Consider the following 15,005-nt stretch of genomic DNA (forward strand, 5'->3'; position numbering starts at 1 on the left):
GTTAGCCTATGATCCGCGATGTGGCGGTGAATACTCAACATGAGTGTACGTGAGTAGAGCGATAAGGAACTCAGTTGACCGTGTCTTACGCCGATTGCAGCACTGTCTAATCTGAGTCATCTACTCATTTACTTGCTTATGAATGGTTAGCTGTTTAAATATTAGTCAATCCATTGATAGCAGCTGTGAACTATAGCAGTGGTCGGTAAACACAGCAATCTGCTTTGTCGTAATGCGGTAAAAAAAACAGTTTTTGTTTGGGTTTTGATAGCTCTAACTCACTGTCTATAAATAATTTATCAATTGATATTTTAATTTGCAGGAAGCTTGGTGCTTTTTTGTTCGGAGAATCAAAGAAATATAGAACTTCAATGACCTTTTAGGGATAGAGTCGCAGGGATTTTAGATAAATAAGTTCAGAATAGGGTTAAGAAAATCTCAATTATCAAAAGTGACAGTGATACAATAACCCAATGAGCGAAATTAGAACCCAAGTCCAATTTGTCGACATTGACGAAGATATGGCTGGTCAGCGTATTGATAACTTCTTACGCAACCAATTAAAAAACATCCCGAAAAGCATGATTTACCGAATCGTGCGTAAAGGCGAAGTCCGCGTTAACAAGAAACGTATCAAGGCTGAGTACAAACTAAAAGCTGGCGACTTAGTACGTATCCCTCCCGTTACTATTGAAGAGAAAACGGAAGAGAACGTACCGAGTACGAAACTCAATAAGGTTTCGGAATTGGAACAGTGCATCATCTATGAAGATGATCACATGCTGATTCTCAATAAACCATCAGGTACTGCGGTTCATGGTGGCAGCGGCTTGAAGTTTGGCGCGATTGAAGCATTGCGTGCTCTTCGCCCTGATGCTCGTTTTCTTGAGTTAGTGCACCGTATTGATAGAGATACGTCTGGCATTTTGCTTGTTGCTAAGAAGCGCTCGGCGCTAAGACACCTTCAAGCACAGTTCCGTGAAAAAACGGTTCAAAAATACTATTTCGCTTTAGTGATGGGCGAATGGAAGAACAGCTGTAAAGTCGTCAACGCACCTTTGTTAAAAAATGAAGTGAATAGCATTGTTCGAGTGAACCCGAATGGTAAAGCTTCTGAAACCCGCTTTAAGGTTTTAGAGAAATTCCAAGAGGCGACGTTGATTCAAGCTAGCCCAATTACAGGCCGTACACACCAAATCCGTGTGCACGCTCAGTATACTGGTCATCCAATAGCTTGGGATGATCGTTACGGTGATCGTCGTTTCGATGCTTATACGGGTAAAGTAGGACTGAATCGTCTGTTCTTACATGCAGCCAACATCAAGTTTATCCACCCGGGTAGCGAAGAGAAGATGGATATCTCTGCGCCAATGGAAAGAAGGCTAGAGAAAGCCTTAACTGGTTTACGTAAGCTTTAAGAAGATACGAGATTTTTCGTGAATTGAGTATCAGATGCATCAAATGGAAAAGGTTGACGAATATCGTCAACCTTTTTTTGTTTTCATATGTTGCAGAAGCTCCCCAACTCGCTCGTTCCTCGCTCTTGAGGATGATGACTTTTTAAGGTCACGTTCTATATCATTAGCGGATTAGATAAAATTACGCGTTCCGTCATTCCCTAGACTGACGAAGGAAGGAGTAGGGAATCTCCAACAGAGTGGTAAGTATTGCTTACAACACGTTCATTCCTTGTGCCTCAAGCATATCGACTAAATCGATCAGAGGTAAGCCGATCAGCGTGTTTGGGTCTTTACCTTCCATCTGTTTAAACAATGCAATACCTAACCCTTCGCACATAAAACTGCCCGCGCAGTAATAAGGCTGCTCTTTCTCAACATAAGAAATGATCTGTTGCTCAGTTAAATCGCGGAAATGCACAACAAAGGTGTCGAGACGCGTGTCAGCTTTACTGGTCTCGCTGTTCCATACCGTTATCCCAGTATAGAAAGTGATGCTCTTACCACTTTGACGAGACAACTGCTCAATCGCTTTTTCACGAGTATGAGGTTTGCCAATGATTTCTTCGTCAATCACACATATTTGATCGGAACCAATCACTAGGCTTGGTTGTTCGACAGTACAAGATTTGGCTTTGGTTTCAGCAAGACGCATTACCAATTGTTGAGGAGTCTCTTCTGGAAGTGGCGTTTCATCGCAGTCAGGCTTCGCTGTGACAAAGTCTAACTGTAGTTTTTTGAGGATCTCTTGCCTAAATGGAGATGTAGAAGCTAAAACTAGTTGGTAATTTCTCATTTTAATTTACAATTCGTGTAAGCATTTAGTTCAGGATAACGTAACTTAGCCTGCTATTCATAATGCTCTGAACAGGAAAGGTAGGAAAGTACATTTTTTTTGCCATTTCCTTTGACTAAACACGATTTGGAAGATAAGATTCGCGCCCTATGCAAAAGGAAAAAATACCGCGTACAGTTGATCCGGCAAGAACGGCTCAAAAACGACTCGATATGGATGGTATCATTCAAGTCAGTCTTTTAAAGCGTTTAACCGAAACAACTGAAGGCGTAAAACGTGACGCGCAAGTCTCAATGTCATTTGGGCTTGATGAACAACGATTAGTCGTTATCTCTGGTAAAGCTAACGTCGAAGTCGATTTAGAGTGTCAACGTTGTAATGAGGTTTTCGCACATGAGTGCGATGTCCAATTTACTTATACTCCTGTTTACAGCGAGAAAAGTGAAGAGGAAGCACCGGAAGAGTACGATTTGGTAGATCTGAACGAGTACGGTGAGTTAGACCTGATTCAATTAGTTGAAGACGAGTTCATCCTTGGATTGCCACAAATAGCAATGCACGACGATGCGAAATGTAGCGTTAACTCAAATAACTTGGTGTTTGGTGAACTTCCTGAAGAAATTGAGGAAGATAAAAAGCCGAATCCATTTGATGTTTTAAAAAACTTAAAGAAGTAACTTATTAGTAAGTATCTTTAAGAATTTACATAGGAGTAGGGTCAATGGCCGTACAAAAGAGCAAGAAATCACGTTCAATGCGTGGCATGCGTCGTTCACACGATGCGCTAACTACAGCTGCACTTTCTGTAGACGCAACTTCAGGTGAAACTCACCTACGTCACAACGTGACTGCCGAAGGTTTCTACCGCGGCAAAAAGGTTATCAACAAGTAAGGTTGACCTTTGCAAAATCTAACCGTTGCGCTTGATGCAATGGGCGGGGACTTCGGTCCTCGTGTTACAGTGCCTGCCGCCGTGCAGGCACTGTCGTATTTCCCAGAGCTAAAAGTCATTCTAATAGGTGATCGAAACGCGATCACATCTCAATTATCTTCATTAGGTCGAATGCCTGATTCTCGTTTGAGTATCCAGCATTGTGATCGAGTCATTTCCAATTCTGAAAAACCTTCACTGGCCCTACGCAACAGTCAGGGTAGCTCTATGCGTGCTGCTATCGATCTGGTTGCCGAGTCACAAGCTGATGCTTGTGTGAGTGGTGGCAACACCGGCGCACTGATGGCGTTATCTCGTTTCCGACTCAAACTCCTTCCTGGTATTGATAGGCCTGCATTGGTTTCAGCTTTGCCTACCGCTTCTGGCAACCGTACATGGATGCTTGATTTAGGAGCGAACGTTTCTAGTGACGCGGATTCACTGTTTCAGTTTGCCGTAATGGGCAGTGCATTAGCAGAACAACATTTAGGTCGCGTGCCTCGTGTCGCTATCTTGAATATCGGCGCTGAAGAAATCAAAGGCAATGACCTTGTAAAACGATGCGCTGAAATGTTGTCGAATACTCAGTCTGTGAACTTCATAGGCTATATTGAAGGTAATCAATTACTTCAAGATGCTGCTGATGTCGTCGTATGTGATGGTTTTGTGGGCAATGTCTGCTTAAAAACGTGTGAAGGTACGGCTCAGCTCTTTATTGATAAGCTAAAAACGCGCATGATGGCTTCAACAATAAAGGGTTGGATCGCCAGAATGTTGTTTTCTGAGCTATTTACTGAATTAAAAACCTTGAACCCCGACCAGTATAACGGCGCAAGTTTGTTAGGATTGCGCGGCATTGTCATTAAAAGCCATGGAAGTGCTGATGTGTCTGCAGTCGTCAACGCGATTGGTGAGGCAGTACACGAGGTCAAACGACAAGTCCCCAGTCGCATTAGCGATCGTTTGGAAGCGGTTTTACTCGAGAGGCATTATTAGTCTTCATGTATAGCAAAATTTTAGGTACTGGCAGCTACTTGCCATCTCAGGTGCGTACTAACGCAGACTTAGAGAAAATGGTAGAGACTAGCGATGAGTGGATCGTTGCTAGAACAGGTATTAAAGAGCGTCGTATTTCAGCGGAAAACGAAACTGTTGCGGATATGGCGTTTTACGCTGCTGAGAATGCCATTGAAATGGCAGGTATCGACAAAGAAGATATTGATTTAATCATCGTTGCGACAACCAGCAGTAGCCACACATTTCCGTCTTCGGCATGTCAGGTACAAGGCAAGCTTGGTATCAAAGGCTGCCCTGCGTTTGATTTGGCTGCGGCGTGTTCTGGTTTTGTCTACGCACTGTCTGTTGCTGATCAACACATCAAGACTGGCATGTGTAAGAACGTTTTGGTAATCGGTGCGGATGCACTGTCAAAAACCTGTGATCCGACTGACCGCTCTACTATCATCTTATTTGGTGATGCTGCAGGTGCGGTGGTTGTTGGCGCAAGCGAAGAGCCAGGTATTTTGTCTACTCACATTTACTCTGACGGTAAATATGGTGAGCTTCTAAGCCTAGAAGTTCCAGAGCGTGGCGGTGATGCGGACAAATGGTTGCACATGGCGGGCAACGAAGTATTTAAAGTGGCGGTAACTCAGCTTTCTAAGCTAGTGAAAGACACATTAGCTGCGAACAATATGGATAAGTCAGAGCTTGATTGGTTAGTTCCACATCAAGCGAACTACCGTATTATTTCGGCAACCGCTAAAAAGCTGACGATGTCGCTTGATCAAGTTGTGATTACTCTTGATAAGCACGGCAATACGTCGGCAGCTACCGTACCAACGGCCCTTGATGAGGCTGTTCGCGACGGGCGAATTAAACGTGGCCAAACGCTTCTACTTGAAGCATTTGGCGGCGGCTTCACTTGGGGTTCTGCGTTAGTTAAATTCTAACCCCAAGCGATAATCAACAAACAAGGCACATAACTTATGTGCCTTATTCAATTTTTTGCTTTGCTTAAAGGAAAATTACAATGAGCAAATTTGCTATCGTATTCCCAGGCCAAGGCTCTCAAGCTATCGGTATGCTTGCTGACCTAGGCGAACAGTATGATGTTGTTAAAAAGACATTTGCTGAAGCTTCAGAAGCACTTGGTTACGATCTATGGGCATTGGTTCAAGATGGTCCAGTAGAAAATCTAAATGAAACTTTCCGTACTCAACCGGCTCTACTAACAGCGTCTGTTGCAATCTGGCGTGTATGGCAAGAGCTTGGTCTAGAGCAACCTGCAAACCTAGCAGGCCACAGCCTAGGCGAATACTCTGCACTAGTGTGTGCGGGTGTTATCGACTTTAAAGAAGCGATCAAGCTAGTTGAGCTACGTGGTCAACTGATGCAAGAAGCGGTTCCTGCGGGCGTTGGTGCAATGTACGCAATCATCGGTCTAGATGATGAGGCGATTGCTAAAGCGTGTGAAGAAGCGGCACAAGACGAAGTTGTGTCTCCAGTTAACTTCAATTCACCTGGCCAAGTTGTTATCGCAGGTAACAAAGCGGCAGTAGAGCGCGCTGGTGCACTATGTAAAGAAGCAGGCGCTAAACGTGCTCTTCCTTTACCTGTATCTGTGCCATCTCACTGTGCCCTTATGAAGCCTGCAGCAGACAAGCTAGCGGTTGCTCTAGAAGCTCTAGAGTTCAACACACCGGCACTGCCTGTTATCAATAACGTCGATGTTATTGCTGAAACAGACCCTGCAAAAATCAAAAGCGCACTTGTTCGTCAGCTATACAGCCCAGTTCGTTGGACTGAAGGTGTACAAGCTATGAATGAGCAAGGCGTAGAGAAGCTACTAGAATTAGGCCCAGGTAAAGTTCTTACCGGTCTAACAAAACGAATCGTAAAAACTATGACAGCTGCTGCAGTTAATGACATTGCATCACTAGAAGCTGCTAAGTAAATAAACACTTAATAGAGAAGTTATGATGAATTTAGAAGGCAAAGTTGCACTAGTTACAGGCGCAAGCCGTGGTATCGGTCGTGCAATCGCTGAACTTTTAGTTGAGCGTGGTGCTAAAGTTATCGGTACTGCTACGTCTGAAGGCGGCGCTGCTGCAATCAGTGAGTACCTAGGTGAGAACGGTAAAGGTCTTGCTCTTAATGTAACGGATGTTGACTCAATTGCAGCTACACTGAAAACCATCAACGATGAATTCGGTGCGATTGACATTCTGGTTAACAACGCAGGTATCACTCGTGATAACCTACTTATGCGTATGAAAGACGATGAATGGAATGACATCATCGATACTAACCTAACGCCTATCTTCCGCATGTCTAAAGCTGTATTGCGTGGCATGATGAAGAAGCGTCAAGGACGTATCGTAAACGTTGGTTCTGTAGTCGGTACTATGGGTAACGCTGGTCAAGCTAACTACGCAGCTGCAAAAGCAGGCGTAATTGGTTTTACTAAATCAATGGCTCGTGAAGTTGCGTCTCGTGGTATTACAGTGAACACTGTAGCACCTGGTTTCATCGAAACTGACATGACTAAAGCGCTAAATGATGACCAACGTGCAGTAACTTTGGCGAATGTACCAGCAGGTCGACTAGGTGACCCTCGCGAAATCGCTGAAGCTGTGGTATTTTTGGCGTCACCTGCGGCAGCTTATATCACAGGTGAAACACTTCACGTCAATGGCGGTATGTACATGGTGTAAATTATGTGCAACATTTGTGCATGATTTAAGTCAAGATCATACGTAATTTCGGTTAAAATCGTGAAAATTGTGGTTTGACCAGAAAAGTTGACCTTGCAACTTTCAATAGATTGAATAAACTACGGAAAACATCGCATAAAGCGAACTCTGTAAAGGAAAAGAAAAAATGAGCAACCTCGAAGAACGCGTAAAGAAAATCATTGTTGAACAGCTAGGTGTAGACGAAGCTGAAGTTAAAAACGAAGCTTCTTTCGTTGATGACCTAGGTGCAGATTCTCTAGACACAGTTGAGCTAGTAATGGCTCTAGAAGAAGAATTCGACACTGAGATTCCAGATGACGAAGCTGAGAAAATTACTACTGTTCAAGCTGCTATCGATTACGTAACTAGCGCTCAGTAATAATCTCTCCCAGGCGGTCACCTCGACCGCCTGTGTTTTATCTAACTCATCTATCCTCATCTTAAATCACCTCAATCCCCGGAGTGTAATATCGTGTCCAAGCGTCGTGTAGTTGTCACTGGCATGGGTATGTTGTCGCCGGTAGGCAACACTGTAGAATCTTCTTGGAAAGCCCTGCTAGCTGGTCAAAGTGGTATCGTTAATATCGATCATTTTGATGCAACCAATTTCTCAACTCGTTTTGCAGGTCTAGTTAAAGACTTTAACTGCGAAGAGTATATGACTAAAAAAGATGCTCGTAAGATGGACTTGTTCATCCAGTACGGCGTCGCAGCAGGTATTCAAGCTTTAGATGATTCAGCCCTAACTATTACTGAAGAAAACGCTCCTCGTGTAGGCGTTGCTATCGGTTCTGGTATTGGTGGTCTTGGTTTGATCGAAGCCGGTCACAAGGCTCTAACTGAAAAAGGCCCTCGTAAAATCAGCCCGTTCTTCGTACCGTCGACGATCGTGAATATGATTGCGGGTCACATGTCTATCATGCGTGGCCTACGCGGTCCAAACATCGCGATCTCTACAGCATGTACGACTGGCCTACATAACATTGGCCACGCGGCTCGTATGATTGCATACGGCGATGCTGACGCAATGCTAGCGGGTGGTGCTGAAAAAGCATCGACACCACTAGGTATGGGCGGTTTTGGTGCGGCTAAAGCACTGTCTACTCGTAACGATGAGCCTCAAAAAGCTTCTCGTCCATGGGACAAAGGCCGTGACGGCTTCGTTCTTGGTGACGGTGCAGGCATGATGGTTCTTGAAGAGTATGAACATGCTAAAGCTCGTGGCGCTAAGATTTACTGTGAGCTAGTTGGCTTCGGTATGTCGGGTGACGCTTACCACATGACATCTCCAAGTGAAGATGGTTCTGGTGGCGCACTAGCAATGGAAGCGGCTATGCGTGATGCTGGCATTACTGGTGAACAAATCGGTTATGTTAACGCACACGGCACTTCGACTCCTGCAGGTGACGTAGCGGAAGTGAAGGGCATCAAGCGTGCTCTTGGCGAAGCAGGCAGCAAGCAAGTCTTGGTTTCTTCTACGAAATCAATGACTGGCCACCTTCTAGGTGCTGCGGGTTCTGCTGAAGCGATCATCACTGCGATGTCTCTAATTGATCAAATTGTTCCACCAACAATCAATTTAGATGATCCTGAAGAAGGCTTAGATATTGACTTAGTACCTCACACTGCGCGTAAAGTTAGCGGTATGGAATATGCTGCATGTAACTCATTCGGTTTCGGTGGTACTAACGGCTGTTTGATCTTCAAAAAGATTTAATCATCTTATATAAGAGTCAAACATCGTAGATAGTCATAATTAGAACTGTTTTTAAACGGCTCGATGCTTTAGCATTGAGCCGTTTCTTTTTATGGGGAAAAACATGTTTTGGGTTGATGGAGAAAGTCAGCAAACTGTCGATATCTTAGATCGCTCGTTTCAGTATGGAGACGGCTGTTTTACTACCATGCTTGTTCAAGATGGCCAGATTCAATATTTTCACGATCATCAGCGTCGTGTTGATGATTGTCTTAAAGCGTTACGCATTTCCGAACTTGATTGGAATACGGTTAACCTTTGGCTCGATAATGCACTTGAACATATCCAACACAATGCGCTTCCTGGTACAAAGAGCCTTAATGGTTCAACGAATCTTCAAGACAAAAACAAGCCTCATAATGAAAAAGCAGGGCTCAAGCTGCACGTTAGCCGTGGGGCTGGCGGTCGTGGCTACAGTGCCAAGAATATCGCCAAGCCAACGATAACCATCAGTACATTTGATTACCCAAATCATTATTCCGCGTGGCAAGATTCCGGTGTAGAACTCGGTATCTGCCAACAAGCCCTGGGTTTGAGCCCATTATTGGCCGGTCATAAGCACAATAATCGCCTTGAGCAAATCTTGATGAAAGATGAAATGGATCAGGCCGGTGAAGTGGATGGCGTGGTTCTGGATATATCAGGTAACGTGATTGAAACCACCATGGCTAATCTGTTTTGGCGAAAAGGGCAGACGATTCACACTCCTCAACTGACGCAAAGTGGCGTTGCTGGGGTTATGCGTAAGCAAGTGTTAACCGCGCTGAATCAAGCTGAACTTTCCGTTACTATTAGTGACTACTGCTTATCTCAACTCATGCAAGCTGATGAGGTTTTCATGACCAACTCCATTTTAGGGGTTGCCCCAGTTACCCGTATTAGTGATACCCAATTCAACATTGGAACCGTTACTCGTAGCCTTCAAGGACAACTAAACTCGTGATCAAAAAGTTATTTATTTTTATTATCTTGTGCCTAATTGCAGCCGCAGCTGCTGGGTTCTACGTTTACAACCAAGCGCAAGATAACCTGAAACAAGTTATTCAATTAGAAAAACCACAAGTCGTGACTGTTGCTTCAGGTAGCAGCTTTAACCGCGTTCTAGCCCAGTTGATTAACGAGGGGCTTTTCGAGGCTTCTCCTTATGAGAAATTAATCCGTAAGTTACATCCTGAGCTTGTAGACGTAAAAGCGGGTACATTCCTGCTTGAGCCAGGTTTAACCCTCGAACAAGCGCTAAAAGTGCTTGTCGAAGGGAAAGAGCACCAATTTACCATTACCTTCGTAGAGGGCAGTCGTTTTGATGAGTGGCTTGTTCAGCTAAAAGACAACGAATTTATTCAGCAGACGTTGGACGGGGTGTCTGAAAAAGAGATCGCACAAAAGCTTGGTATCGAAAATGAAAAACTAGAAGGCCTTTTCTTAGCGGAAACATACCACTATACCTACGGCACAACGGATTTAGATTTGTTGAAACGCGCCCACCGAGATCTAATGAACGTGGTCAATGATGAGTGGGAAAACAGAGCCGATAAGCTGCCTCTTAAATCGCCGTATGAAGCGCTGATTCTTGCGTCTATCATTGAGAAAGAAACTGCAGTAGCGTCAGAGCGTGAGCGTGTGTCTTCTGTGTTCGTTAACCGTTTGAACAAGCGTATGCGTCTGCAAACTGATCCAACGGTTATCTACGGCATGGGCGATAGCTACAAGGGCAATATTCGTAAGAAAGATCTACGCACACCAACGCCGTACAACACCTATACAATGAGCGGTTTACCGCCAACACCGATCGCGATGGCGGGTAAAGCGTCTATCAACGCGGCTCTGAATCCAGAGAAGAGCAACTACCTGTATTTTGTTGCGAGTGGAACGGGCGGTCACGTATTTTCAAAGAGTTTGACTGAGCATAACCGTGCAGTACGAGCTTACTTAAAGCAATTAAGAAAAAACAAATAAAGAAAGAATTATGAATCAGTCGAAATTTATCGTAGTTGAAGGCCTTGAAGGTGCTGGTAAAAGTACAGCAATCAATGCCATTGTCGAGACATTAAAAGCATCGGGTGTTAAAGATATCGTTAATACTCGTGAACCGGGTGGCACTGTCTTGGCTGAAAAGATGCGCTCATTAGTTAAAGAAGAGCACGAAGGTGAGAAGCTTCAAGATATGACTGAACTACTGCTGATGTACGCAGCACGCGTTCAATTGGTAGAAAACGTCATCAAGCCCGCATTAGACAGCGGTAAATGGGTATTGGGTGATCGCCATGATATGTCTTCTCAAGCATACCAAGGTGGTGGTCGTCAGATCGCTCGTAGCACTATGGAATCACTGAAAGCAACCACGCTAGGCGGCTTTAAGCCAGATTTAACACTATATTTGGACCTAGACCCTAGAGTCGGGCTTGAACGCGCTAGAGGTCGTGGTGAGCTTGATAGAATTGAAAAGATGGACATCTCATTTTTCGATCGCACGCGTGAGCGTTACTTAGAAATTGCAGGGCAAGACGATTCTGTACTCGTGATTAATGCGCAGCAAGAAATTGAGCAAGTAGCCGCTGATATTAAAGTCGCGCTCAGTGCTTGGCTCAATAAACAGTAGGTAGTCATGGCTGAAGTTTATTCTTGGCTCACACCTGTATGGAGTGAGTGGAAAAAAAGTCTCGATGCAGAACGTTTTCCTAACTCTGTGATCGTTAATGCGCCTGACGGGCTTGGTGTGGAAGCGCTGGTTAGCCAACTTACCGATGCATTGATGTGTGTTAATTACGAAAGTGAAGCGTGCGGATTTTGCCACAGTTGTGAACTGATGAAGTCGGGGAGTCACCCGGATTTCCATGTGATTGAACCTGAGAAAGAAGGTAAATCGATTACGGTTGACCAAGTGCGTGCGAGTAACCGCTGGGCTCAACAATCGTCCCAGTTAGGTGGCCTGCGTGTCATCTTGCTGAATCCGGCTGAAGCGATGAACGAATCGGCATCTAATGCGCTGTTGAAAACGCTGGAAGAACCTGCGAGTAACTGTATTTTCATTCTTTCGACGCGCAACAGTAATCGTTTAATGCCAACTATTCTTAGCCGTTGCCAGCAATTTAATGTGGTGTGCCCACAATTGGATGCAGGATCGGCATGGTTAAATGGAGAAGTTGGTAAAACGGTTCCTCAGTACATACTGACATTGAACGACAACGCCCCCCTGAAAGCGAAAGCAATGTTTGATCAAGGTGGTGTCGAAGCTTCAACAAAAGCGCTCGATGGCTTTGTGAATGTGATAAAAGGCACTCAACCCGACATGCTGAAGTTCTCTACAGAGCTTAGCAAAGACCCTTTGATTCAACTTAGCTGGCTTTGGCATTTATTGTCAGATGTACAAAAGCTGCATTTTGGTTTAGCTAATCAGGCTATTATTCCGAGTGCGAAAGCACTGTATGAGGTGATGTCTTATCAAAGTGCTTATGCAGCGTCGAATAAACTGCTGATATTGATTGAGCAGTTAAAGCAACACCCTGGGCTCAATACGGAGCTACTCATAATGAATTGGCTGATAGCCACTTGCGAGGAAACATGTTCGTAGATTCCCATTGTCATTTAGACAAACTGGATTACCAAGATTTACACACCAGCGTAGAAGACGTGGTTAATAAAGCGAAAGCAGCCAACGTTGACCAACTGCTTTCTGTCGGTGTGACGTTGGATTCGTTTGAAAACATGCTTGAGATGATCTCGCCGTTTGATAACGTTAAGGCTTCGTGTGGCGTTCACCCTCTCGACGTAGAGAGCGACTTCTGTTTAGACAGAATGCGTGAGTACGCGAGCAACCCTAAAGTGGTGGCGATTGGTGAAACTGGCCTAGATTATCATTACCAACCAGAGACTGCAGAGCTACAACAGCTTAGGTTCAAGCAGCACGTTGAGTTGGCTGTTGAGCTTAATAAACCTTTGATCATCCACACGCGTAACGCGCGTGAAGATACGTTAGCTATTTTACGCGATGGTGGAGCAGAGAAGTGTGGTGGTGTGATTCACTGCTTTACTGAAGATCAAGCGTTCGCTGAAGCGGCAATGGAATTAGGTTTCTATATCTCGATCTCAGGTATTGTGACCTTTAAACAAGCCACAGAACTTAAAGACGTTGTGAAAAACCTACCTCTAGATAGGTTGCTGATCGAAACGGATTCGCCATATTTGGCGCCAATTCCATATCGTGGTAAAGAGAATCAGCCTGCATATGTAGTCGAAGTTGCGGCTTATATCGCCCAGTTAAAAGGGGTATCAATGAAAGAGGTTGCTGAACAAACGACCAAAAATTACCAAAAACTTTTTTTGCGATAGAAATCTAACTAAACAAACAAAAGGGAGCGAAAGCTCCCTTTTTGTGTTTTTGATCACCAAAAATGCGTTTTTTTTTAATGTTTACGGAATATGTTGAACTTGAGAGCGTGAATTACAACATTTGTAATTTTGTTACTAAAAATAACATTACCCTCTATTTTATTTACTCAGTAAAATAATAGAGGGTGATTATAATTTGTTTGTTTTTCAGTTGGTTAGCGGGTTGTAAAGCATTGCATTTCTATATTTGACATGTGATCCAAGACGTGTTTTGAAACTAAATTTCGTAAGTGACTAGAAAGTTAGTTCCCCATCAATATATATTTAGCGGCAGAAAATATAATGCAATACATGGTTACATTTTCACTGGGTGCTAACATATAGGCTACGGGGGTGTGCCGTTAGGACCCATATAATTATTTTATCTTTATCAGGAGCATAAACATGTTTAAGAACCTTTTTGCTAGCCTGCAGAAAGTTGGTAAGTCTCTGATGCTACCAGTATCAGTTTTACCAGTTGCGGGTATTTTGCTAGGTGTCGGTGCAGCAGACCTTCCTTTCATTCCAGAAATCGTTTCAAACTTAATGGAACAAGCGGGTGGTTCAGTATTCGGTCAAATGGCACTACTGTTCGCAGTAGGCGTAGCACTTGGCTTTACTAATAACGACGGTGTAGCTGGTCTAGCTGCTATCGTTGGTTACGGCATCATGACTGCTACACTAGGCGTAATGGCTGGTGTAATGGGCGTTGATAAAATCGACACTGGTGTACTAGGTGGTATCCTAGTCGGTGGTGTTGCTGCTTGGGCATTCAACCGTTTCTTCCGTATTCAACTACCAGAGTACCTTGGCTTCTTCGCTGGTAAGCGTGCTGTGCCAATCATCACAGGTTTCTCTGCGATTGGTCTAGCAATCCTACTATCTGTAGTATGGCCACCAGTTGGCGGCGCTATTTCTGCGTTCTCTGATTGGGCTGCTCACCAAAACCCACAAGTGGCGTTTGGTATCTACGGTATCGTTGAGCGTTCTCTGATTCCATTTGGTCTTCACCACGTTTGGAACGTACCTTTCTTCTTCGAAGCTGGTACTTGTGTAAACGCTGCTGGCGAAACTCAAAACGGTGTTCTTACTTGTTACCTAGTTGCTGATGACGCATCTCGTGCAGCGGGCAATGGCTTCGGTCAGCTAGCTGGTGGTTACATGTTCAAGATGTTCGGTCTACCTGCTGCTGCAATCGCGATTGCACATTCAGCTAAACCTGAAAACCGTGCTAAAGTAATGGGCATCATGGCTTCTGCTGCGTTGACTTCATTCCTAACGGGTATCACTGAACCAATCGAATTCTCATTCCTATTCGTTGCTCCTGTACTGTACGCAATCCACGCTCTATTAGCTGGTTCTGCATACGTTCTTGCGAACACTCTAGGTTTTGTACACGGTACATCTTTCTCACACGGTCTAATCGACTTCCTAGTTCTATCTGGCAATGCGTCTAAGATGGGTCTAATGGTTGTATGTGGTGTTGCTTACGCTGCAATTTACTACATCGTATTCCGCACTGTGATTAAAGCACTTGACCTTAAAACTCCGGGCCGTGAAGACGAATCTGAAGAAGAAGTAGTTGCTACAGGTTCTGAACTTGCTGGTGAGCTAGTTGCTGCATTCGGTGGTAAAGCGAACATCACTGGTCTTGACGCTTGTATTACTCGTCTACGTGTTGCAGTAGCTGATACTGCTCTTGTTGACCAAGACAAACTGAAGAAACTAGGCGCTGCAGGTGTTGTTGTAGTTGCTGGTGGCGTACAAGCTATCTTCGGTACTAAGTCTGACAACCTTAAGACAGACATGGATGAGTGGATCCGTAACAACGGTTAATTCGCTGATTCAATAAATTGAAAGGAGGCCTTACGGCCTCCTTTTTTGTTTTCTGCAATATGCAAAATATCCTCACGCTTAAGCTCTTCTTACTCAATTAGTTCTACTCAACTCTATGTGTTGA

16 protein-coding genes are annotated in these 15,005 nt (G+C 44.3%); 15 read left to right on the forward strand and 1 reads right to left on the reverse strand.

The genetic code is table 11. The features are described from left to right. Positions 1 to 473 precede the first annotated feature (473 nt). Positions 474 to 1,418, forward strand: a complete 945-nt coding sequence (rluC, locus tag OCV30_RS05385) for a 23S rRNA pseudouridine(955/2504/2580) synthase RluC (RefSeq protein ID WP_012603563.1) — start codon at positions 474 to 476, stop codon at positions 1,416 to 1,418. Between the two features lie 253 nt (positions 1,419 to 1,671). Here the strand turns inward: rluC and OCV30_RS05390 are convergent, their stop codons facing one another. Beyond that, positions 1,672 to 2,253, reverse strand: a complete 582-nt coding sequence (locus OCV30_RS05390; RefSeq protein WP_065677960.1) for a Maf family protein — start codon at positions 2,251 to 2,253, stop codon at positions 1,672 to 1,674. Positions 2,254 to 2,402: 149 nt separating this feature from the next. Between OCV30_RS05390 and yceD the strand changes: the two genes are divergently transcribed. From yceD to ptsG, 14 genes are all read left to right on the forward strand, one after another. After that, a complete protein-coding gene (yceD, locus tag OCV30_RS05395) occupies positions 2,403 to 2,930 on the forward strand; it encodes a 23S rRNA accumulation protein YceD (RefSeq protein WP_004733994.1) in 528 nt (175 codons plus the stop codon). A gap of 44 nt (positions 2,931 to 2,974) precedes the next feature. After that, entirely contained in the window at positions 2,975 to 3,145 is a 171-nt protein-coding gene (rpmF, locus tag OCV30_RS05400; protein WP_004737376.1) for a 50S ribosomal protein L32, read from the forward strand. 9 nt (positions 3,146 to 3,154) lie between these two features. Beyond that, a complete protein-coding gene (plsX, locus tag OCV30_RS05405) occupies positions 3,155 to 4,180 on the forward strand; it encodes a phosphate acyltransferase PlsX (protein WP_012603565.1) in 1,026 nt (341 codons plus the stop codon). Between the two features lie 5 nt (positions 4,181 to 4,185). Further along, positions 4,186 to 5,136 (forward strand): beta-ketoacyl-ACP synthase III, encoded by a 951-nt coding sequence (locus tag OCV30_RS05410; protein WP_010437276.1) that lies wholly within the window; start codon positions 4,186 to 4,188, stop codon positions 5,134 to 5,136. An 80-nt stretch (positions 5,137 to 5,216) separates the two neighbouring features. After that, positions 5,217 to 6,140, forward strand: a complete 924-nt coding sequence (gene fabD / locus OCV30_RS05415; protein ID WP_065677961.1) for an ACP S-malonyltransferase — start codon at positions 5,217 to 5,219, stop codon at positions 6,138 to 6,140. A gap of 25 nt (positions 6,141 to 6,165) precedes the next feature. Beyond that, complete coding sequence (gene fabG / locus OCV30_RS05420) at positions 6,166 to 6,900, forward strand: 3-oxoacyl-ACP reductase FabG (protein ID WP_029222897.1); 735 nt, start codon at positions 6,166 to 6,168, stop codon at positions 6,898 to 6,900. Positions 6,901 to 7,066: 166 nt separating this feature from the next. Next, positions 7,067 to 7,300, forward strand: coding sequence for an acyl carrier protein (gene acpP, locus OCV30_RS05425; RefSeq protein ID WP_012603569.1), 234 nt, complete (start codon positions 7,067 to 7,069; stop codon positions 7,298 to 7,300). Between the two features lie 93 nt (positions 7,301 to 7,393). After that, on the forward strand, positions 7,394 to 8,638 hold the full coding sequence (gene fabF, locus OCV30_RS05430; protein ID WP_004736554.1) for a beta-ketoacyl-ACP synthase II: 1,245 nt from the start codon (positions 7,394 to 7,396) through the stop codon (positions 8,636 to 8,638). A gap of 103 nt (positions 8,639 to 8,741) precedes the next feature. Continuing rightward, positions 8,742 to 9,620 (forward strand): aminodeoxychorismate lyase, encoded by an 879-nt coding sequence (pabC, locus tag OCV30_RS05435; protein WP_065677962.1) that lies wholly within the window; start codon positions 8,742 to 8,744, stop codon positions 9,618 to 9,620. Next, entirely contained in the window at positions 9,617 to 10,633 is a 1,017-nt protein-coding gene (gene mltG, locus OCV30_RS05440) for an endolytic transglycosylase MltG (protein ID WP_065677963.1), read from the forward strand. The genes pabC and mltG overlap by 4 nt, the downstream gene beginning before the upstream one ends. 10 nt (positions 10,634 to 10,643) lie before the next feature. Next, entirely contained in the window at positions 10,644 to 11,276 is a 633-nt protein-coding gene (gene tmk, locus OCV30_RS05445; RefSeq protein ID WP_065677964.1) for a dTMP kinase, read from the forward strand. A gap of 6 nt (positions 11,277 to 11,282) precedes the next feature. After that, the gene (locus OCV30_RS05450; RefSeq protein ID WP_065677965.1) at positions 11,283 to 12,248 is read left to right on the forward strand and encodes a DNA polymerase III subunit delta'; all 966 of its coding nucleotides are present in this window, start codon (positions 11,283 to 11,285) and stop codon (positions 12,246 to 12,248) included. Further along, complete coding sequence (locus OCV30_RS05455) at positions 12,239 to 13,006, forward strand: TatD family hydrolase (protein ID WP_009848983.1); 768 nt, start codon at positions 12,239 to 12,241, stop codon at positions 13,004 to 13,006. Before OCV30_RS05450 ends, OCV30_RS05455 begins: the two co-directional genes overlap by 10 nt. Positions 13,007 to 13,450: 444 nt before the next feature. Next, positions 13,451 to 14,881: a PTS glucose transporter subunit IIBC gene (gene ptsG / locus OCV30_RS05460; protein ID WP_009848984.1), complete on the forward strand. Its 1,431-nt coding sequence runs from the start codon at positions 13,451 to 13,453 to the stop codon at positions 14,879 to 14,881. Positions 14,882 to 15,005: the final 124 nt, after the last annotated feature.

Source organism: Vibrio atlanticus, assembly GCF_024347315.1.
In the GTDB taxonomy this organism is placed as follows: domain Bacteria; phylum Pseudomonadota; class Gammaproteobacteria; order Enterobacterales; family Vibrionaceae; genus Vibrio; species Vibrio atlanticus.